Source organism: Terrihabitans aquatilis, assembly GCF_052542005.1.
In genome coordinates this window covers 536,777-556,539 of sequence record NZ_JBOCUO010000003.1, presented here as the reverse complement: position 1 = coordinate 556,539, position 19,763 = coordinate 536,777, and the positions used below count along the sequence as shown (strand labels likewise).

Genomic DNA, 19,763 nt, shown 5'->3' with positions numbered 1-19,763 from the left:
CATCATGCTGGGCCTTCCTCCGGACATCTGGCAGCCGGTTCGACTGACGGTCGAACTGGCGGCCCTGACGACGCTTGTGCTTCTCATCGTCGGGACGCCGCTCGCCTGGTGGCTGGCCCGTTCTCGGGCGTGGTGGAAGGAAGGGGTGGCCGCCGTCGTAGCGCTGCCTCTCGTCCTGCCGCCCACCGTGCTCGGCTTCTATCTTCTCGTCGCGCTCGGGCCCAGCGGCCCGGGCGGTGTCATCGGCAGTCTCTGGGGCGCACGCACCCTCGCCTTCACCTTCGAGGGCCTCGTCATCGGCTCCGTGTTCTATTCGATGCCCTTCGTCGTCCAGCCCATCCGCAACGCTTTTGAGGCCATGGGCGAGCGGCCGATGGAGGTTGCATCCACCCTGCGCGCATCCCCGCGCCGCGCGTTCTGGACCATCGCCGTGCCGCTTGCGCTGCCCGGTTTTCTCACGGCGACGGTGCTCGGCTTCGCCCATACGGTCGGCGAATTCGGCGTCGTGCTGATGATCGGCGGCAACATCCCCGGCCAGACCAAGGTTCTGTCGGTCGCCATCTTCGATTACGTCGAGACCGCGCAATGGCGCGAGGCCAACATCCTGGCCGGCGGCATGGTGATCTTCGCCCTCGTCGTCATCCTGACCATGACCTGGATCGGCAAGCGCATGGCGCGGGTGGGCGCATGAGCCATCATATCCATGTAGCGTTCCGGGGCCTGCTCGGACGCTTTCCGCTCGACGCCAGTTTCACAGTGCCCGCCAGCGGCATCACCGCTCTGTTCGGCCCGTCCGGCTGTGGCAAGACAAGCGTCCTGCGTTGCGTGGCGGGGCTCCAGCACGTTGCGGAAGGCCATTGCGACATCGCCGGTGAGATCTGGCAGGACGCCCATCGCTTCACGCCGGTCCACAAGCGGCCTATCGGCTATGTGTTCCAGGAAGCAAGCCTGTTTCCCCACATGTCGGTGCAGAAAAACCTGCTCTATGGCGCGCCGGCCGGCACCGCGCAGAGCCCCGAATTCGGCGAGGTCACCGCGCTGCTCGGCATCGGCCATCTCCTCGACCGCGCACCGCGCAATCTCTCGGGGGGTGAGCGGCAGCGCGTCGCCATTGGGCGGGCCCTTCTGTCGAAACCGCGCCTGCTCCTGATGGACGAACCCCTGTCGGCGCTCGACCGAGGCACCAAGGACGAGATCCTGCCGTTCCTGGAGCGCTTGCACGAGACGCTTTCCTTGCCCGTCCTCTATGTCAGCCACGATATGGCCGAGGTGGAGCGGCTGGCCGACCATCTCGTGCTGATGCGCGATGGACGCGTCATCGCCGCCGGCCCGCTCGGCGAGTTGCAGAGCGATCCGTCGCTGCCGCTGGCCGCGAACCGCGAGGCGGCGGTGAGCCTCGACGCGCAGACCAAGGCCTATGACGCCGCCGATGGCCTTCTCACGCTGGCGGTGCGCGGCGGCCAGTTCATCATCCCCTCGCCGCCTTCGGAGATCGGCACCATGCGTCGCCTGCGCATTGCTGCGGGAGATGTCAGCCTCGCGCGCGAGCGTCCCGGTCCCAGCACCATCCTCAACGTGCTGCCCGCACGCATCCTCTCCGTCACCGAACCCGCGCCGCACGAAAGGCTGGCCGTGCTCGGCCTCGGCGCGGACGGCGCGGGCGCGCGCCTCCTGGCGCGCATCACCGCACGATCGTGGCAGCAGCTCGGTCTCGGCGAAGGCGTCGAGGTCTATGCCCAGGTCAAGGGCGTGTCGCTCGCCCCGCGCCACTAGCGCACCGGTCAGAGACGCGGCTGGAGCGTCCCCACCACGCGCAACGACAGGCCCTCATAGGGGTCGAGGCGGATGACGAACTCGCCATTCTCCTCGAGGTCGCCTTCCACCGTCTCGTTGATCATGTCCACCACCGGTCCGGGCGGGATGCCCGGCAGGTTGATGGTCTCCTCGATGAACTCCCCGCTGAAGTTCAGCGCCGTCACCTGCGTGCCGCGCTCGTTCGGCAGTTCGTGCACCATCACCAGCAGTCCCGGAGAGGTCACGTCGGGGATCAGCACCTGCCGGGCCTGCGCGATGTCATAGGCCTGCCGCACCGAAAGAAGCCGCTTCAGCTGCGACGCAAACGAATCCGGCCGCTGCAATTGCTCGTCCAGCGGGCCGTAGAGCATCTGCGCGCGCGGCAGGCCGGTGTCCGAATGCGTGGCGTCCGGATTGACGCCGGCGAGGTCGTAGGCCCCGCGATTGATCCAGCGCGTGTCGCCCTCGGCCACGAGGTCGGCCACCTCCTCCGCCGCCAGGGGCAGCGCGCCCACCAGATCCCAGCCCGACAGCGCGAACACACCCGGCTGAAATGCGTTGAACATCGCCAGCAGGATGTGCACCCGCTGGATAAGCTCCACATCGTCCTCGTCCAGCTCCGCAAGATCGGTCACGCCGAGCGCGGCGGCGATGATGCTGGCCGTGGTGCAGGCCACGCCATTCGTCGTGAAGCGGAGATTGTAGGGTGCCTTCTCGCCCGAAATGGCGTCGTACATCGCATTGCGGATGTGGTCGCGCAGCACGATGCCGGGAGTGTCCTCCCCCCTGAACATGTAGCGATCATTGGCATGCGTGGTCCAGAAATGGACGAGCTCCAACGTCAGCTCGTCATGGTTCTGCAGCGCATGGATCAACGAGGCCGGATCGATGCCGAACTGGTGCACCTTGCGCAGCATCATGCGCAGGAATTCGGTGTCACCCGTCACGAGCGCGTGGTGATAGGCCGGCCGCGTGATGAAATCATAGGACAGATCCGCTCCGCCCACCGACATGCGGGCGATGTCGTCGACGGTCAGGTTCAGCTCCTGGAAGGTGAAGCCGCCCACCTTGCGCACCATGCCGGAAATAAGCTGGTTGCCCACCACCGAGAGCGGGTGCCCTTCCGACCAGGCCGGTCCGTTCGCCCGTCGCTCCGCACCGAGAAAGCCGTTGGCATCCAGCCGGATGCCGCGCGCCCCCAGAAGATCGATCGAGTTCAGCGCGTCACCGACCACCATGGTCTGGGCGGCGAAGGTCGGGTCGAGCCAGTTGAGCGCCGGCTGGCCTTCCTTGAAATAATGCAGATAGACCCAGCGCCGATCGACCCCGTCGGTGCCGGTCACGACATCGGTCGCGCTCCAGTCCGTTTCCTTGACGCCCGGCTCGAAGAAGATCACGCGCTGGAGCTGGCCGATGATGTAGCCCTTCTCGCGCAGCTGATCGACGACGTCCGGCAAGAGGTTCACCGAATCCCGGCCCTGCTGCACGGGCGGCAGGAGCTCCCAATCCTCGGGGCGGATCTCCACCATGTGGTAGAGGCCTGGATAATCGCCGTGCGCCCGCTCGGCCAGCCGCCAGTCGAAGCCCTTGCCCGTGTGTGCGGGGATCACGTCGTCGATGACGATGGAATTGTGCGCCGCCGCCATGCGGCTCATCGCCTTGAACTCGTCCTGCGTGCCGAAGGCCGGCTCGATGTCGAAGCTGATGCGGTCGAAATTGCCGTCCACGGTCGGGGTGAAGTCGCGGCCATCGATTCCGCCCGAGCGTTTGGTCGGACCGGTGTGGATGCCCTGGATGCCGATGGCCGCCAGCGATTGCCACAGCGCCTGATCGCCGAGCGTCTTCAGCACGCTCTCGCCTTCGCGGGTGATGATGGCGGCCGGATAGGCCGTGAACCAAACCGATGCCATGGCGGAGGCCGCGCGCGGCCGCGTCTCGGCATAAGGCCGCTGCCATTGCCGCGCGTGGCCGGAATAGCGCGTCGCGCACATCTTGGCGTGGCCCAGCATCGATTGGCCGAGCAGCCAATCCACATATTCGGCATCAGGACGGGACATGGAAAATCCGCACGCGAGAGCTTCAGCAAGGCCGGCATCAAGGCCCGATTCGCGCGCGGTCTCATAGGGCATTCTGGCCCGAAACCGCGCGATGTGCGGGATGTAACGCGCAGATCGCCGAAGCCCACCGGGGCGGGAAAATTCGCCGTTCGGGCCGCCGTATAACAGCGGCCCGATGTGCCCGGTCAGGCGAAGCCGGGCGAGAGCGCGCCGGGGGCGGCGGCGGAACCGGCCGCATGGCGTCGCCGCATCGGTTTCAGCACCGCGATGGCGAGGAGCGCCGTCAGCACGTCCATCGCGATGACGACGGTGAACACGAGCCCCCAACCGCCCGTCGCGGCATACATCAACGCCGCCACAGGCCCGCCCAGTACCGAGCCGACGCCCTGCGCCATATAGAGGAAGCCGTAATTCGTCGTGGCGTGCTTCGTGCCGAACGTGTCGGTGAGCGTCGAGGGGAACAGCGAGAAGATCTCGCCCCAGCCGAAGAACACCACGCCGGACAGCACCACGAACCAGAACGGGTCATGTGCCAGCGCGTACCACACCGCTATGGCCGCCCCCTCCAGCCCGAACGCCAGAAACATCGTGTTCTCGCGGCCGATCCGGTCCGAGACCCAACCGAAGAACGGCCGCGTCAGCCCGTTGGTGATGCGATCGACGGTCAACGCCAGCGGCAACGCTGCCAGTCCAAACACCAGCGCATCGGCCACCCCGAAATCGCGCGCGATGGCGCCCATCTGCGAGATCACCATCAGGCCTGTGGTGGACATCATCGTCATCATCACGAAGAGCAGCCAGAACACGGGGCTCTTCAGCATTTCACGCGGCGTGTAGCTGCGGGCCGTGCCGAGCGCGTCCACCGCCGGCACCGACACCTTTGCCGCGGCAAGAGCCGCCGCATCCGGCCGCCGCATGCCGAGCGCAGCCACGATGCCCACAAGCCCGAGAATGATGCCGAACACGACGAGCGTGTTGGAGAAGCCGTTTGCCGCCAGGGATTGCGAGATCGGGAACGTCGTCACCACCGCGCCGAAGCCATAGCCCGCCGCCACCACGCCGGCCGCGAAGCCGCGCCGGTCGGGGAACCATTGCACCATCATGCCGACCACGCCGACATAGATGATGCCCGTGCCCACGCCGCCCATCAGACCGTAGGTCAGATAAAGCCCCCAGATCGAGGTGACGTTCGCCGCCGCCACCCAGCTGAGGCCGGTCAGCGCCGCCCCGACCGAGAGCAGGAGACGCGGTCCGAAACGATCGATGAAATAGCCCTGCAGCGGCGAGAGGAAGGTTTGCAGCACGATGAGAATGGAGAAGGTCACCTGAACCTCGGCCAGGCTCACGCCCAGGCTTTCGGTCAGCGGCTTGGTGAAAAGCGCCCAGACATATTGCGGGCTGGAGATCGCCATCATCGCGATCAATCCAAGAAGAAGCTGCATCCAGCGCGAGCGCCGGCCACTTGCATTCACATCGTGCAAAGCCATGAGGTGTTTCCTCGATAAGATCCCCCGCCCTCTGCCTGTCGCCGCCCCAAGACTGTCATGTGCCCTGACATGTGGACCGAGGCTTCTCCCCTCGACGATCATCGGAAGCATGGAACGTGCCAACCGCCCGACGTGCTGAGCGCTCTCGACGCCCACGATCGAAGAGGTGTTGCGTCCGCGCCCTACAAAAGCCATTCCGGGGCCTGAGGTAGATCCTCCGGTTGACGATCGCGGCCCATCCCTTCAGGGTGATCCCCGCATCGCCTGCCGGACGGACGACCGATCCGGCGCAAGGCTCCGAAGGCATCGAGGCCGCGGACCGGATCGGGAGCGATGTACGATATCTGGATGCGCGGGTCGGTGGCCGACCGGAGGAATATTCGCATGAAAGCTGGCGCCCGTTCGACGTTCGCCTCCCTTGCCCTGCTCGCCCTCGTTCCCGGTTCGGCCTTCGCTGAAGAGGAGGCGCCGCGCCACAGCCCTCTCAACGTCGAGAAGGTCTACAACGTCAACCGCACCAAGATCCTCGAGAGCAACACGCCGTCGCTCCGGCCCGGGTCGGTCTACGATGTGGTGACCTATTTCGAGGCGCTGCTGCGCGCGCCCCGTCCCGGTTACAATTACGAATTCATCGATTCCGGCCTTGGCGCCGCGGAGCCGCTGTATCCGATGATGCAGAAGGGCCATCAGGCCAGCTACGGCCAGCTCATTCCGGCCTTCTTCTTCGATTCGCGCCACATCGACCATCAGGCTTCGCTGGAGACGCCCGAGGGCTGCAAGGTCGACAGTGCCTATCTTTTGCGCAACATCACCGAATATCCGGACCATATGTTCCAGAAGGAGCGCGCCGAGGGTTACACCCGCGTCGTCGTGCGCCTCGAGCATTACACCAAGCTGCGGGCCGACGCCGAATGCGGCCGTCACGTCGCCCATGATCCCGACCCGAACTTCGATCCCATGAAGTTCATGTGGGACCATCGTGACGCGATGACCCTCGAAGATTACCCGCAGGATCAATTGCATCGCTTCGAGGCCAAGCTGTCGGTCAATTATCCGATGACGGAGGAGCGCGGCTACGACAAACGGCCCCGCTTCGACCTCAACGATCTCAAGAAGAACTCGCTCTGGTATTATCCGGACGGCCACACCTTCGATTACGGCATCGACACGCCGCGCCCGCAGAAGGCGCTCGACACCCTCTCCCTACCGCGCCAGCTGGTGGTCCAGGGCACGCCGGAGCTTCAGGCACAATATCCGCTGCGCTCGGTGCTGAAGGAGGCCGAGTTCGCGCGTCTGGTCGATTACATGGACGGCAAGCCGTTCCCGGATTTCGACCCCGCCGACGAGCCCGGCAACGACGTTCTGCGCTTTTCCGACGTGACGCCCACCAACGTCTACACGTCCGGCCTGTCGATGACGCCGATCAAGAACGTGCGGGACGACGTCTCGAACATCGAGAATTTCCGCCTCGTGGGCATGACCTTCAAGCCGCAGGAGCCGCAGCTCGACGCCGACTGGACCGGCGAGCGCATCATCCCGCAGCTGCGCTTCGTCTACCAGATGGTCAATCCGAACGACCCGAAGCATGTCGCGGAACAGGTGTTCCTGCACCTGAAATTCGACACGACCGACCGCACGTCGGACGAGGCCACACGAGCCGAGCAGCATTCCTATTTCATGAGCCGGCTCGACGCCCTCACCAAGGCTCGCGAGGCCGGTGGCGGCGAGGAGGAACTGCGCCGGTTCGTGCAGGAATTCACGCAGGCACGGCCGGTCCATTCGCTGTCGTTCAGCTCTACGCTGACGGGCGTCTGGATCTTCGGCAACATGGAGCGCGACAACACCACGCGCGAATTGCTGCCGCTGCGCACCGTTCGCCACGGCATCGATTACGGCTTCTATTCATCGGTCTACGACAACGACCAGCTGCGTGCCGAGATCGAGCGCACCGAGGGTGCCCGCAAGGCCGAGCTTCAGGAGGCGCTGGCTTCTCTGACGGTCAACACCTTCCGCGATCCGAAGCGGCAGGACGTGCATGCGCTGCGCTTCAACACCGTGTCCTGCGCGCAATGCCACCAGATGTCGGGCCGCGATGGCGTTCACATGTCGCTCAACGACGGCATCAACAGCAAGATCACCACGCCCACCATCGTCTCGGAATATTTCTTCCACGATGCCGATGCCCAGCTCAGGGGCGACATGCAGAAATGGCTCGCCGCGAACTGAGGCGAGCCATCACATCAGGCGTGTACGGGTGTCAGGCGGCCCAGCTGTCCCAGCTCGGAAACGGGTCAGGTAGTTTGCGCCATGCATCGGGTGTGAAGGCGTTCGGCTTCCCCACCAGCGCGCCGTCGAGTTCCGCCCGGATCGCCGCTTCGTCCATCTGGTCGGCAAGGCCGATGAATACGATCTCCTGCCGGCGGTCACCCCAGACGCGGTCCAGATAGGGCTTCATGGTCTCGTGCCAGCCCTCGTTGTCGGGCCATCGGGCGCGCGGCACGGATGCCCACCACACGCCGCGCTTCGAGGTCCGCACCAGCGCCCCCGCCTGTGCGATCTCACCGACATGGTTCGGCCGCGTCGCCAGCCAGAAGAAGCCCTTGGCCCGGATCACGCCCGGCCAGGATTTGCCGATGAAGGCGTTGAATTCGGCTGGAGCGAACGGTCGCCGGGCCCGGTAGACGAAAGAGCGGATGCCGTATTCCTCGGTTTCCGGCACATGGTCCCGGAAGCCATTCAGCTCCTTGAACCAGAGTGGGTGCGCCTGCGCGCGTTCGAAATCGAACAGCCCAGTGTTCAGCACGGCATCGAGAGGCACCCGGCCATAATCGGCCTCGACGATGCGCGCCTCCGCATTCAGTGCGACGATGATCTTGCGGGCCAGGTCGCGATGTTCAGGCGATGCGGAGCCGGCCTTGTTGAGCACGATCACGTCCGCGAATTCGATCTGCTCCACCAACAGGTCGACCAGTGTGCGCTCGTCCTCCTCCCCGGCCACTTCGCCGCGATCGCGCAGGAAATCCTTGCTGGAATAATTGCTCAGCAGGTTTGCGGCATCGACCACGGTCACCATGGTGTCGAGCCGCGCCACGTCGGAGAGTGACTTTCCTTCCTCATCGCGGAAATCGAAGGTGGTCGCGACCGGCAACGGCTCGCCGATCCCCGTGGACTCGATGACGAGATAGTCGAAGCGCCCCTCGTCCGCGAGGTGGCGCACCTCCTGCAGCAGGTCGTCGCGCAGCGTGCAGCAGATGCAGCCGTTCGACATCTCCACCAGCTTCTCGTCGGTTCGCGAGAGGCCACCATTCTGCTTCACGAGTTCGGCGTCGATGTTCACCTCGCTCATGTCGTTGACGATGACGGCCACCTTCAGACCCTCGCGATTGTTGAGGATGTGGTTCAGCAGGCTCGTTTTCCCCGCACCCAGAAAGCCGGAGAGAACGGTGACGGGAAGGCGGGGATCGTTGGTGATCCGATCGGTCATGACGCACCTATGTAATAAAGTAACATTCTTTCTGTTACACTATTACAATCCCAAGGCGTCAAGAGCCGGTCCGCCGGACCTCTGAATTATTCGGCGTCAAACGGTATGGCGGCGCGCAGTGGAGAGCCCCCAGTCCAGCAGGTCCTGAGCCTTCTCGGCATTCGCGGCTTCCACATAAACCCGCAATTCGGGCGCGTTGCCCGAGGCGCGGAAATGCACCACGTCGCCGCCCGCCAGCGTCAGGCGCAAACCATCGCGGCCATCCAGTGTGGCCACGCCACCGCGCTCCGCAAACACCCCTTCCCGAAAAGCACCCTCCGCCTCGATCTCCCGGAGAAAGGCGGCGCTTTTCGAAGACGCCACGTCCTGCACCCGGTTGGCCGCCGCCGCCTTGAAGGTGAAGGATTGCGCAATCGCGCTGAGGGGCGTTTTTCGCACGGCGATCTCGGCCAGTGCGCAGAGAATCGGCAGCAAGGCGTCGCGCGTGGGAAGGGCAGCGAGCACGTGCCCGGCGCGCCGAACATCCGAGCCCAGCAGCACGCCGCCATTGGCCTCGAAGCCCAGCACCAATCCTGCCTCCGCAGCCATCGCCTCGATCACGAAGGGCGAGCCCACGCGGGTGCGCACCACCTTGCCGAACAGGCCGGACGCCTCCAGCGCCGAGTTCGACGTCACCGGCGTCACGATCACATCCGCTCCGAGATGCTGTGCCGTGATCGCCCCGACGAGGTCGCCGCGCAAAAAGCCTCCCGTCTCGTCCGCGATCAAGGGCCGGTCGGCATCGCCGTCGGTGGAGACGATGGCATCGAGCCGGCGCTCGGACGCCCAGCCGCGCGCGAGCGCCTCATCCTCGGGCCGCAGAGCTTCGGTATCCACCGGGATGAAGGTGTCGGCGCGCCCCAGCGGCACGGTCATCGCCCCCAGTTCCTCCAGCACCTCCACCAGGAGGTCGCGCGCCACGCCGGAATGCTGATAAACCCCCACCTCCAGCCCGGCGAGCGCACTCCTCCCGAAGAAGTCCACGTAGCGCACGCGGTAAGGTCCCAGCGCATCCTCGCCGACCACCTCGCCTTCCTCATCGTCGAGATCGGGTATCTCGGCATCTGAATGCAGCGCGGTGATCCGCACCTCGTCAGATTTCGTGATCTCGCCCCCCGGTCGGTAGAATTTCAGCCCGTTTCGATCCTCCGGGATGTGGCTGCCCGTCACCATGATCGCGGGCAGGCCCTCGCGCTGGGCGTGAAAGGCGAGCGCCGGCGTCGGCAGCGGCCCGCAATCCACCGGCGAGAAGCCGCTATCGCTCAGCGCGCGTGCGCACAATCGGGAGATGCGCGGGCTGCTTGCGCGCAAATCGCGCCCGATGAGCAGACGGCTCCCGGCTTCCGCGCCATCCTCGGCCATCATCCGGGCGAAGGCGCGCACATAGGCATAGGCCGGCGGCCCATCCAGTTCGACCACGAGTCCGCGAAGCCCGCTCGTGCCGAATTTCAGCGATGATCCCGACATGGAAGCCCCCCGGCCTTTTCTCAGCACCCATTTGCCGACGATAACGCCGTCATTCCAGCAGAAGCGCAATCCGTTCCAGCACCAGCCTCTGCCTGTCGAGCTGCCGCAAGCGGCCGGCTGCGATCTTCATGTGCCGCTCCGCCTCGCAGAGGTCCTGCTCCTCCTCGGCCTCCCGCTCGAAGTTGGAGCCATCCTCGTTCCCCATGAGAGCCGCGGCCCGCATGGTCGCCTCGTCCAGACGGCGCTTGAGGTGGGCGTGCTCGGTCTCAATTTCGGACGCGACGCGCCGGATTTCCGCGCGGAGAACACCCATCCGCGCGGCGTCCGTCGCACCGTCCCGATTCTTCGACCGCGTGCGAAAGTTCGCGGGATCGGCGGACGGTTTTCGTGCGAAGCGTGTCCGAAGTGCCTGAAGGCCGTTCTGATACCAGCCGGGCTGTTCCGCGCCCAATTCGTCGTCCTGATCAGACTGGTGAGCGTTCATGCGTGCTGCCTCCGACCCGGCCCGTCAGGAAGACGGTCGCGGTCGGAATGCACGCAACGATCATGCCACCTAATCGCGTATTATTCAGAAATCGCCCGCAAGGCGTGCAACGGCAATCAACGTATCCTGAGGCGGCTCAGCGCGCTGCGGACATCGTTGATCGCGTCCCCTTTCCGGCCGGAGATGATGGCCCGGCAATTCGCCAGAAGCGCCACCGCTAGCACGATCCCGCTTGCCACGAAGGGGCCGGCGAGGAGCGCGAGGATCGGAGAAAAAGGCCAGAGCAGCACGATGGCGCCAAGGCCGCTGGTCAAGGCAATCGCCAGGAGAGCGATGATCATGGACGGTCCCACGCGCCGCACAATGTTTCGGCCGGTCCATGTTGTCGGAAGGTTTCCGGGGAATCAACGTCCCGTCAGATCTTTCGCGAAATAATGCGGGGATGGTAGCTGAGTAATTAACGTGCATTTTATCGATCTGGCCGGATTCTTGCACAGCCTGTTCGTTGATTTCGAACGGGAAATGCGATGCCTGATCTTTCTCCCGCCGCCCGCCGCCACACCCACCTTTTTCCCTGTCTCGCATTGATCCTGGGCATTGCATCCGCTCCCACGGGGCCGGCCCTCGCCCAAGGCCATGATTACAAGCTCGGCCCGCAGGACAAGATTCGCGTACGCGTCACCGAATGGCGCACCGCTTCGGGTCCCGTCGAATGGACCGCGGTGAACGGCGAGTACGTGGTCGGAGCCAGCGGGCTGCTGTCCATCCCGCTGGTCGGCACCGTCAACGCCCAAAGCGCCGCACTCGACGAACTCTCCTCCATCATTTCCGAGCGGCTGAAAAACGTCGCCGGCCTCGTCGTCGCTCCCAGCGCGGCGGTGGAAATTGTCGATTACCGGCCATTCTACGTCACAGGCGCCGTGCAGAACCCGGGCGGCTATCCCTACCGCCCGGGGCTGACGGCCCTGCAGGCGGTGACGTTGGCAGGAGGCCTCTACCGGCCTGATTCCTCGGCGCGCAGCACGCGCGAGCAGCTCTCGTCGGAGGGTGAGATCGAGGTCAACGAGGCGCTGCGCTGGTCGCTCATCCTGCGACAGGACCGGCTGCGCTCGGAATCCGAGGACCGCTCCAATATCGCCTTCTCGGCCGAAGTGCTGGATCGCGCGAAGAATCCCGCGATCGCACAGGGCATGGCGCAGGAGAACATGATCTTCACGTCGCGGCTCACGAGCCTTCAATCGCAGACGCGCCTGCTCGAGCAGACCAAGGCCATGCTGGACGAGCAGTTGAAGACGCTCGCCGCCAAGGAGGGCAACCACACCCAGCAGAACGAGCTAATCCGCAAGGAACTCGGCACCATCAAGGGGCTTGCGGCAAAGGGGCTGGCCACCAGCCCGCGCGAACTCGCGCTGGAGCAAAATCTCGCTCAGCTGCAGGGGCAACAGCTCGATCTCGATCTGGCCGTCGCCCGCACTCGGCAGGACATCAACCAGGCGGAACGCGACCTCGCGGAACTCAGGAACCAGCGCGCCAACGAGGTGCACAACGAGCTTCGGGAAACGCATGTCAGCCTGCGCCAGATCGAGGAAAAGATCCGCTCACAGCGGGCCCTCATCCTGGAATCGCAGATCCACGGTCTGGATCACGCCACGCTGCAGCAGGAAGGCCTCAGCATCGCCCTGAAGCTCGTCCGCAAGGACAACTCGGAGAGCCGCGAATGGATCGTCGCGGACACCGACGCGATCGAACCCGGCGATCTCGTGAAGGTGGAGATTCAGACCCGCGGAAGCACCGCGTCCCTGGCTCAGGGCAACACGGCCGATCTCGCGCCCTGAGGCGGCGCCAGATCCGACACCAGACTCAGCGAAGGCTGCGCCGCCTTGCGGCTGCGCTGCGCCAGTAGCTCGTTCACATGCGCCGTCATCCGCTGCGCGAATACCTTTTCCGAGAAGGTGCGCGCATGCGCGGCGATGATTTCGGGGCGCACCTCCATGCGGTTCAGGCGCTGCACCGCATCGATGATCGCGTCCACATTCTGCTCTTCGAAGAACACGCCGGTCACGCCGTCCACCACCGTCTCGGTGGCCCCGCCGCGACGGAACGCGATGACGGGGCGGCCGCTGGCCATGGCCTCGACGGGCACGATGCCGAAATCCTCTTCGCCTGGAAAGATCAGCGCCCGGCAGCGGGCATAATGGTATTTCAACACGCTGAACGGCTGCGGCCCCAGCACGGTCACGTTGGGCGCGGCAAGCTTGCGCACCCGCGCCAGCATCTCTCCACCGCCGATGATCACGAGTTTGTGGCCGGTGCGGTTGAACGCCTCGACCGCAAGTTCGGGATGCTTGTAGCCGACCAGCTCACCGACCATCAGATGGTAATCGCCGACCTCCTCGTCGGGCACAGGCTCGAAGGCGTCGACGTCCACCGGCGGATAGATCACCTGCGATTGCCGCCGGTAATAACGGCTCAGGCGAGAGGCCACGGTCGATGAGTTGGCGATGTAATGATCGACGCGGTTGGACGACACCGCATCCCAATTGCGGATGTAATGCGCCAGCATGGGCATCATGAGGCGCGTGAGAAATCCGGAGCGGCCACGATATTCGTGGAACATGTTCCAGATGTAGCGCATCGGCGAATGGCAATAGCAGATGTGCATGGACCCCGGCGGCGGGATGATGCCCTTGGCCGGGCCGGATTCGCTGCTGATGATCAGGTCGTAGCCCTGCAGATCGAGCTGTTCGAGGGCCAGGGGCATCAGCGGCAGATAGCGCTGGTAGAGCCGGTTTGCCCTGGGCAGTCGGTTGATGAATGTGGTCGTGATGCGGTGCCGCTTGATCGTGTCCGATATGGCGTCGGGATCGAGCACATGGGTGAAGATGTCGGCGTCCGGATACAGCCGGCACAGAGCCTCAATGACCTTTTCGCCGCCCCGCATGCCCACAAGCCAGTAATGAACGATGGCAATCTTCATGGCCCACCTCGCGGCTGGTCTCCGGAGCCTGCCCGACGGGCGCTCCTCGCTCACTCACTCATTCATTGATGATGACCCCGGCGATCTTCGCACCGGTGCGGGTGAGCGCCTGCACCATCGCAGACGTCTCGGCCAGCCGTGTCCGTCCCGCCTTCACCACCAGCACATAGGCGTCCAGATGCTGGGCGACGGCCCACGCGTCCGGCAGCACGGAGAACGGCGACAGGTCGATCACCACACGCTCGTAGCGCTCGCGTAATTTTCCGAAGAGCTCGTCGGATTCCGGCGCCTCGAAGGCGTCGCTGAGCTCGGCATGGCCGCCATCCGCGCCCAACGGCATGAAATGCAGATTGCCCATCGGCCGCTGCACGATCATGCCCTTGAGGTCGGGTGCTCCCGCCATCATGCGCACAAGGCTGATCACCTGATGCGGCCAGGATTGATCGATCAGGCGGCCGGACAGCTCGGCATCGTGGGCGCTGGCATCGACCAGAAGGGTCTTGCGGCCGGACGCTGCGAAGGCCAGAGCGAGGTTCAGCGCGGTCGTGCTCTTGCCCTCGCGCGGGTTGAGAGACGTCACCCCGATGCACTGGCGCTCGGCGCTCCGCGTCGTCCGCTCGAACGATGTGCGGATGGTGCGGATGTCCGGGCTGGGCACGGAAGGGATCTCCGGCCCTTCCGCCGGCAGACGGAAATTCCCGAGAAAGTTCAGGCCGAGCCGATCCTCGATGTGAGAACGGTGCCGGATCGTCCGGGTCAGGCGATGGCGCAGCAGTGCCGAAGCCCCGCCGGCCATCAGACCCAGCGACAGCGCGAAGCCGAGAATGACGCCCTTGCGCGGCGCCGAGGGCCCGGTCGGCACCAGGGCCGCCGAGATCACGCGGCCGTCACTCGAGGGGAAAGCGGCGATGTCGATCACGCCGGTGCGGATCGCATTGCGGGCTTTCGAATTGGCGTCGCTGAGATCGCGGATCGTGCGCTCGAACTGGCTGCGCCGCTGCGCCTCGTCCACATGGGCGTCGAGCTGGCGGCTGATGTAGGCGGCGGTCACCGCATTGGCGAGGCGCGTGGCCTTTTCGGGGTCGATCGAATGGAACCGCACCTCGATCACATAGGATTGGCCAACACGGCGCACGTCCAGCTTGCCCGCGAATTCGCCCGCGATCGCACCATAGGTAGGAACCGACGAGCCGGAGCTGCTCAGCAGGCCCCGTATCCGGGCAACGAGCGAGGGTGGCGGATTGGCGAATTCGGGATCGACGCCCAGATCGTGGGCTTCGATCACGGCGCGGGCGATCTGCTCGGATTCCAGGATCTGAATCTGGCTTTCGATCTGCGAAGCATCGAGCGTTGCACGAAGAAAGGCCCGTTGCGGCGCGCCTTGCTCGTCATTGGCCGTTCCGGGGTCGAACAATATCTTCGTCGCCGCCACATAGGTCGGCTGCGTGGTGGCGATGATGGCAAGCGCCACCAGCACGGCCGCCACGCAGAAGCCCAGCAGGATCGGCCAGTAGAGACGGATCGCGGTCAGCAATTCGAGATCGTCCGGCAGAGGGGTGCCGCCGGCAGGTACGGTCTGCGCGATGTCGATCTGACGTGAGACCTGGAGCATGTTCAGCCGCGCACCTTCTGGCGCAATGCTGCGCCTTTGCCCTCACATCACCTCTGCTTTGCTTGGCCCCGCCCCGCTTGCGGATGGCCCCTCTATCGGCTGCCGCGCTGGTTGAGCACCGCCGGAATGGTGCGCAGCAGGATCGCGACATCGCTCTGCAGGCACCATTCGTCCACATAGCGCGTGTCCAGCGCGATCCGCGTGCCGTAACTGCAATCGCTGCGCCCACTGACCTGCCAGAGGCCGGTCACGCCCGGCGCCACGGAAAAGCAATGGGAGAAATGCTCGCCGTAGCGATGAATCTCATCGGGAACGATGGGGCGCGGGCCTACGAGGCTCATCTCGCCACGCGCCACGTTGATCAGCTGCGGAAGCTCGTCGAGACTTGTCCGGCGCAGGAAATGACCAAGCGGCGTGATCCTTGGATCGCAGGTCAATTTCTGCGTCTTCTTCCATTCCTCGGCAAGTTCCGGGTTCTCCGCAAGATGACGCGCCAGCGATTGCTCGGCGTTCATCTTCATGGTGCGGAATTTCAGGCATTTGAACGGGCGTCCGTCCCGCCCGATCCGCGTCTGCCGGAACAGGGCCGGGCCGCTGTCCTGCCCCCTCACCCAGAGCGCTATGCCGATCAGCAACGGCGCAAGCAGAAACAACGCGATCAGCGAAATGGCGAAATCGGCCATCTGCTTGACGACGTATCGTGCCGTCCGCGAAAAAGGGATAGATTCCTCAATTGAGAGTTGTATCGGGAAGGAGAGATCATGAGCCTTCATAGGGAGATTGCTCTCACAACCGGAACGGGAAGTTAACAAATGGTTGATGAAGCGCCCCATCGACGCAAGCCGATTCTTTGAGCAGCCAACCGCTCTCTGAAATACCCTAAAGTTGCATAAAATTTAATCATAAGTTGCACAAAAATTATACAACTTTATTTTGTACCTTATCGCACATTCGTGGTTTTGCAATATAAATTCGCCTTATGAGGGAATTTCCGCCGCTGCTTTTCGCGAATTGAAGGTTTGGCGCCATGAATGACCGCCCTTGGTCCATTAATGGACGCTTCCTTACGCAGAGCATTACCGGCGTTCAGCGTTATGCGCGTCAGATCTTGCACGAGATCGACACCTTGCTTGCCGAGGGCCATGATCTGACCCGGGACCTGGAAGTAGAAATATTTCTTCCGCGCTCATCAGCGCCGGCTCCCGCGATGAAGGCCGTCACGATGCGGGAGGTCGGACCGGGCTCGGGCCATGTCTGGGAACAGATCTCCCTGCCCCGCCATCGCCGGGGGCATATCCTCAACCTTTGCAACACGGCGCCGTTATTGCCGCGTGGCAACATCGTCTGCATCCACGACCTGAACGTGCAGGACTTTCCGCAAAGCTATTCGCCGCGATTTCGGGCCGTCTACAACACCCTCATCCCCCTCGTCGCCCGGCGCGCACGCCAGGTCGTCACGGTGTCGGATTATTCGGCCCGCCGGATCGCATCCCTCGGCGTTCCCCGAGAGCGCATCGAAGTCCTGCCCAATGGGCACGAGCATGTTTCCAGCTGGACGGCCGAGCGATCACCCGCCGTCGTGGCCGCCTCGGGCCCTGACGTGGTCGTCGTCCTGGGCAGCCGCGCGCCGCACAAGAATGTCGGCATGCTGGTCGCGCTCGCCGATCGCCTCGCACAGGCGGGGCTGCGCCTGACCCTCGTGGGAGACGCCAATGCGGACGTGTTCCAGGAGGCCGGCGCCGCCGCCCGCGACAATGTCCACGTGGCCGGCCGCCTCTCGGACAATGAGCTCGCCGCATTGCTGTCGGACTGCCTGTGCCTGGCATTTCCATCCTACGTGGAAGGCTTCGGCCTCCCGCCACTGGAGGCGATGGCGCTGGGATGCCCGGTGATCGCGTCCGACCGCACCAGCATCCCCGAAGTGTGTGGCGATGCGGCGCTCTATGCCGATCCCGACGATCCTGAAGCCTGGCTGCACGCGCTCTCCACCCTCAAGGCCCAGCCGGAGCGCCGCCGCGCCCTCGCCGCGGCCGGCAAGGAACGATCCCGAGCGTTCTCCTGGCGCAAATCTGCGCTGGGTTACCTGGCCCTGATGGCGCGCATCGACGGCCGCCTCGGACCTGACGCGCATTGAGGTCCTGTGCGCGGAAGCGTGCGGATCGGGTGGCACAGCTTTTGCGATACGCGCTCTGCGTGTGACCACGCCGGGAAGCCTGGCACAGACCAGGATGAGGCCCCGGAAATTACGTGGATGGCGTTTGAGGATGGCGGCAATGACGGACAGCAGACGGAAATCCTGGAGCCTCCCCAATGTCGAACGTCTCGGTGGTGCTTGCGACCTACAACGGCGAGCGTCATCTCGGTGCTCAGCTTCAGAGCATTGCGTGGCAAACGAAACAACCTCATGAGGTCATCGTCTGCGACGATGGCTCATCCGATCGCACGCTCGAAATCGTTCGCGAGTTTGCCGGCACGGCGCCGTTTCCCGTCATCGTGCGGGAAAATCCCTCGCGTCTCGGCTATGGCGAGAACTTCCTGCAGGCCGCACGCCTCGCATCCGGCACCTTCATCGCCTTCTGCGATCAGGACGATGTCTGGCACAAGGAGAAGCTGGAACGGTGCACCGACGCATTGTGCGCCACTCAGGCGCTGATGTGCGCCCACACCGCGACCCTGATCGACGGCCAGTCGAACTATATCGGCTTCTTTTCGCAGGGCATCACACGCGGTCAGGTCTGCCCCCCGCTGACCCTGCCGCCCTGGAAGGTTTTCTTCGGCTTCTCGCAGGTGTTCCGGCGTGAGCTGATAGAGGTGCTCGATCCGGAGCAGCGCGGCGCGGACAATCACGATTTCTCGCAGAAGCTCGCCCATGACCGCTGGATCTATTTCCTTGCCGGCAGCCTGGGCTCTACGGTCACGCTGGCGCATCCTCTCGTCGCCTATCGCCAGCACGGCAAGAACGTGTTCGGCGGGATGGAGCAGAGCATATCCGTGCGCATGCGCCGCAAGCTCACCGGGTCTGCCATTTCGCTGCGCCAGCACATGGCGCTCGCCTTTCACCGCTCGCAATTGATGCAGGATCTCGCCCGCCGCCCGGCATCGCCCTGGTCGTCGGAGGCGAAGGCTGCGGCGGAATATTGGCAGGCGCTCGGCCATTCCTTCGCCGCGCGTGCGGAACTCTACGAGACGGCAGGCATCGCCAACCGCCTGTCGCTGTTCCGCACGCTGGTGAAGCAGGGCCTGTACGATCAGCGCGACGGTATCGGCCGGCCCCTTCTTCTCAAGGATTTCGTGCTCGGCTCGCTTCAGATGACGCTCGTTCCGCCTCCTTCCGAGCGAAGCGGCGTGGAGAAATCCGCGCGCGTGGAGGAGCGGCTATGACCCCGCCCCAGCCGCGCTACAGCAGGGTCGTGGTCCTTGCGCCCTCGGCCACCTCCACGGGTGGACCGGAGCTCCTCCACCAACTCGTCCACGAAATCCGCCTTCAGGGCGGCGAGGCCCTCATCCATTATCTGCCGGACCCCGCAGCCGAGGTGCCGGAGCGCTATCGCTGCTACGACACGCCGGTTCTCAACGAGCTGGGGCTCGATGCGGGCGATTGCGTCGTCGTGCCGGAAACCATGGTGCCTGCGCTTCCCCTGCGCTCGAAGGCCCGTCACATCGTCTGGTGGCTGAGCTTCGATTTCTTCGAGAGCCGGCGCGAGCCTCCATTCTTGCGCGCACTGGCCAATGCCTACCGGCGCAGCCTTCTGAAGGTCCAGACCCTGCTTGGCGCCCTCCATCTGTTCCAATCCCATTATGCCCGCAGCCGCCTGAAGGAATGGGGCATGGATGGGGCCATGCTGTCCGATTACCTGTCGCTGTCGCCGCCCGCGCCGGATGCCGCGCCGCGCCGGGACGTGATCCTCTACAATCCCAAGAAGGGGATCGAGATCACGAACCGCCTGCGCGAAAGCTGCCCGCACCTCACATTCCAGCCGATCCAGAACATGACGAAGGCCGAGGTCGAACAGGCCTTCGCCCAGGCCAAGCTTTACATCGATTTCGGCGAGCATCCGGGCAAGGACCGGCTACCGCGCGAGGCGGCCATGATGGGCACGGTCGTCGTCGTGGGCATTCGTGGTTCGGCCGCCTTCGACGAGGATGTCGGGCTCGCCCCCCTCTACAAGCTCCCGATCGACGCCGATCTTCCCGAAGCGTTCGCACATCTCGTCGATGACATCTTCGGTGATTTCGCGCGGCATCAGCAGGCACAGGCACCTTACCGCAACGTCATCGCGAAGGAGCGGCAAGTCTTTGCCGAAGAGGTGCGGGCCGTCTTTTTCCAGCCGGCAGGCGCCGGGGCCAGTTCATGAGATTTCT

Annotated in this window: 16 protein-coding genes; 7 read left to right on the top strand and 9 right to left on the bottom strand. The window is 64.6% G+C overall.

All coding sequences use genetic code 11. The features are described 5' to 3' along the window. Positions 1-4 precede the first annotated feature (4 nt). Together modB and modC are read left to right on the top strand one after the other, a co-directional pair. Complete coding sequence (gene modB, locus ACQ6S1_RS13625; RefSeq protein WP_445041750.1) at positions 5-691, top strand: molybdate ABC transporter permease subunit; 687 nt, start codon at positions 5-7, stop codon at positions 689-691. After that, positions 688-1,773: a molybdenum ABC transporter ATP-binding protein gene (gene modC / locus ACQ6S1_RS13620; RefSeq protein ID WP_445041749.1), complete on the top strand. Its 1,086-nt coding sequence runs from the start codon at positions 688-690 to the stop codon at positions 1,771-1,773. The genes modB and modC overlap by 4 nt, the downstream gene beginning before the upstream one ends. An 8-nt stretch (positions 1,774-1,781) precedes the next feature. Here the strand turns inward: modC and treS are convergent, their stop codons facing one another. Then, positions 1,782-3,851: a maltose alpha-D-glucosyltransferase gene (gene treS / locus ACQ6S1_RS13615; protein ID WP_445041748.1), complete on the bottom strand. Its 2,070-nt coding sequence runs from the start codon at positions 3,849-3,851 to the stop codon at positions 1,782-1,784. A 185-nt stretch (positions 3,852-4,036) separates the two neighbouring features. Then, positions 4,037-5,338, bottom strand: coding sequence for an oxalate/formate MFS antiporter (gene oxlT, locus ACQ6S1_RS13610; protein WP_445041747.1), 1,302 nt, complete (start codon positions 5,336-5,338; stop codon positions 4,037-4,039). 384 nt (positions 5,339-5,722) lie between these two features. Between oxlT and ACQ6S1_RS13605 the strand changes: the two genes are divergently transcribed. Beyond that, positions 5,723-7,564 (top strand): hypothetical protein, encoded by a 1,842-nt coding sequence (locus tag ACQ6S1_RS13605; RefSeq protein WP_445041746.1) that lies wholly within the window; start codon positions 5,723-5,725, stop codon positions 7,562-7,564. A gap of 31 nt (positions 7,565-7,595) precedes the next feature. Here ACQ6S1_RS13605 and ACQ6S1_RS13600 read toward each other — a convergent pair whose 3' ends face one another. The 4 genes from ACQ6S1_RS13600 to ACQ6S1_RS13585 all read right to left on the bottom strand — a co-directional run bounded on the left by ACQ6S1_RS13600 (position 7,596) and on the right by ACQ6S1_RS13585 (position 11,153). Next, positions 7,596-8,822: a GTP-binding protein gene (locus tag ACQ6S1_RS13600; protein ID WP_445041745.1), complete on the bottom strand. Its 1,227-nt coding sequence runs from the start codon at positions 8,820-8,822 to the stop codon at positions 7,596-7,598. 96 nt (positions 8,823-8,918) lie between these two features. Then, a complete protein-coding gene (locus ACQ6S1_RS13595; protein ID WP_445041744.1) occupies positions 8,919-10,328 on the bottom strand; it encodes a phosphomannomutase in 1,410 nt (469 codons plus the stop codon). A gap of 49 nt (positions 10,329-10,377) precedes the next feature. Next, positions 10,378-10,812: a hypothetical protein gene (locus tag ACQ6S1_RS13590; protein WP_445041743.1), complete on the bottom strand. Its 435-nt coding sequence runs from the start codon at positions 10,810-10,812 to the stop codon at positions 10,378-10,380. 116 nt (positions 10,813-10,928) lie between these two features. Continuing rightward, complete coding sequence (locus ACQ6S1_RS13585; protein ID WP_445041742.1) at positions 10,929-11,153, bottom strand: hypothetical protein; 225 nt, start codon at positions 11,151-11,153, stop codon at positions 10,929-10,931. 186 nt (positions 11,154-11,339) lie between these two features. On the opposite strand from ACQ6S1_RS13585, the gene ACQ6S1_RS13580 reads away from it, so the two are divergent. Beyond that, positions 11,340-12,647 (top strand): polysaccharide biosynthesis/export family protein, encoded by a 1,308-nt coding sequence (locus tag ACQ6S1_RS13580; RefSeq protein WP_445041741.1) that lies wholly within the window; start codon positions 11,340-11,342, stop codon positions 12,645-12,647. Here the strand turns inward: ACQ6S1_RS13580 and ACQ6S1_RS13575 are convergent. From ACQ6S1_RS13575 to ACQ6S1_RS13565, 3 genes are all read right to left on the bottom strand, one after another. After that, the gene (locus tag ACQ6S1_RS13575) at positions 12,617-13,789 is read right to left on the bottom strand and encodes a glycosyltransferase (RefSeq protein WP_445041740.1); all 1,173 of its coding nucleotides are present in this window, start codon (positions 13,787-13,789) and stop codon (positions 12,617-12,619) included. The two genes, ACQ6S1_RS13580 and ACQ6S1_RS13575, sit on opposite strands and share 31 nt — an antisense overlap. Positions 13,790-13,847: 58 nt before the next feature. Continuing rightward, positions 13,848-15,401, bottom strand: coding sequence for an AAA family ATPase (locus ACQ6S1_RS13570; RefSeq protein ID WP_445041739.1), 1,554 nt, complete (start codon positions 15,399-15,401; stop codon positions 13,848-13,850). Between the two features lie 92 nt (positions 15,402-15,493). Then, the gene (locus tag ACQ6S1_RS13565; protein ID WP_508162246.1) at positions 15,494-16,174 is read right to left on the bottom strand and encodes a sugar transferase; all 681 of its coding nucleotides are present in this window, start codon (positions 16,172-16,174) and stop codon (positions 15,494-15,496) included. 254 nt (positions 16,175-16,428) lie between these two features. Between ACQ6S1_RS13565 and ACQ6S1_RS13560 the strand changes: the two genes are divergently transcribed. From ACQ6S1_RS13560 to ACQ6S1_RS13550, 3 genes are all read left to right on the top strand, one after another. Next, positions 16,429-17,535, top strand: a complete 1,107-nt coding sequence (locus ACQ6S1_RS13560) for a glycosyltransferase family 4 protein (protein ID WP_445041737.1) — start codon at positions 16,429-16,431, stop codon at positions 17,533-17,535. A gap of 176 nt (positions 17,536-17,711) precedes the next feature. Beyond that, complete coding sequence (locus ACQ6S1_RS13555; RefSeq protein WP_445041736.1) at positions 17,712-18,782, top strand: glycosyltransferase; 1,071 nt, start codon at positions 17,712-17,714, stop codon at positions 18,780-18,782. Beyond that, complete coding sequence (locus tag ACQ6S1_RS13550; protein ID WP_445041735.1) at positions 18,779-19,756, top strand: hypothetical protein; 978 nt, start codon at positions 18,779-18,781, stop codon at positions 19,754-19,756. Before ACQ6S1_RS13555 ends, ACQ6S1_RS13550 begins: the two co-directional genes overlap by 4 nt. Positions 19,757-19,763 lie beyond the last annotated feature (7 nt).

Coding starts and splice junctions, on each gene's coding strand:
- modC (WP_445041749.1), top strand. CDS start 688: ATGAGCCATCATATCCATGTAGCGTTCCGGGGCCTGCTCGGACGCTTT.
- ACQ6S1_RS13605 (WP_445041746.1), top strand. CDS start 5,723: ATGAAAGCTGGCGCCCGTTCGACGTTCGCCTCCCTTGCCCTGCTCGCC.
- ACQ6S1_RS13600 (WP_445041745.1), bottom strand. CDS start 8,822: ATGACCGATCGGATCACCAACGATCCCCGCCTTCCCGTCACCGTTCTC.
- ACQ6S1_RS13560 (WP_445041737.1), top strand. CDS start 16,429: ATGAATGACCGCCCTTGGTCCATTAATGGACGCTTCCTTACGCAGAGC.
- ACQ6S1_RS13575 (WP_445041740.1), bottom strand. CDS start 13,789: ATGAAGATTGCCATCGTTCATTACTGGCTTGTGGGCATGCGGGGCGGC.
- ACQ6S1_RS13590 (WP_445041743.1), bottom strand. CDS start 10,812: ATGAACGCTCACCAGTCTGATCAGGACGACGAATTGGGCGCGGAACAG.
- ACQ6S1_RS13580 (WP_445041741.1), top strand. CDS start 11,340: ATGCCTGATCTTTCTCCCGCCGCCCGCCGCCACACCCACCTTTTTCCC.
- ACQ6S1_RS13555 (WP_445041736.1), top strand. CDS start 17,712: ATGTCGAACGTCTCGGTGGTGCTTGCGACCTACAACGGCGAGCGTCAT.
- ACQ6S1_RS13585 (WP_445041742.1), bottom strand. CDS start 11,153: ATGATCATCGCTCTCCTGGCGATTGCCTTGACCAGCGGCCTTGGCGCC.
- ACQ6S1_RS13595 (WP_445041744.1), bottom strand. CDS start 10,328: ATGTCGGGATCATCGCTGAAATTCGGCACGAGCGGGCTTCGCGGACTC.
- ACQ6S1_RS13570 (WP_445041739.1), bottom strand. CDS start 15,401: ATGCTCCAGGTCTCACGTCAGATCGACATCGCGCAGACCGTACCTGCC.
- oxlT (WP_445041747.1), bottom strand. CDS start 5,338: ATGGCTTTGCACGATGTGAATGCAAGTGGCCGGCGCTCGCGCTGGATG.
- ACQ6S1_RS13550 (WP_445041735.1), top strand. CDS start 18,779: ATGACCCCGCCCCAGCCGCGCTACAGCAGGGTCGTGGTCCTTGCGCCC.
- ACQ6S1_RS13565 (WP_508162246.1), bottom strand. CDS start 16,174: ATGAAGGCTCATGATCTCTCCTTCCCGATACAACTCTCAATTGAGGAA.
- modB (WP_445041750.1), top strand. CDS start 5: ATGCTGGGCCTTCCTCCGGACATCTGGCAGCCGGTTCGACTGACGGTC.
- treS (WP_445041748.1), bottom strand. CDS start 3,851: ATGTCCCGTCCTGATGCCGAATATGTGGATTGGCTGCTCGGCCAATCG.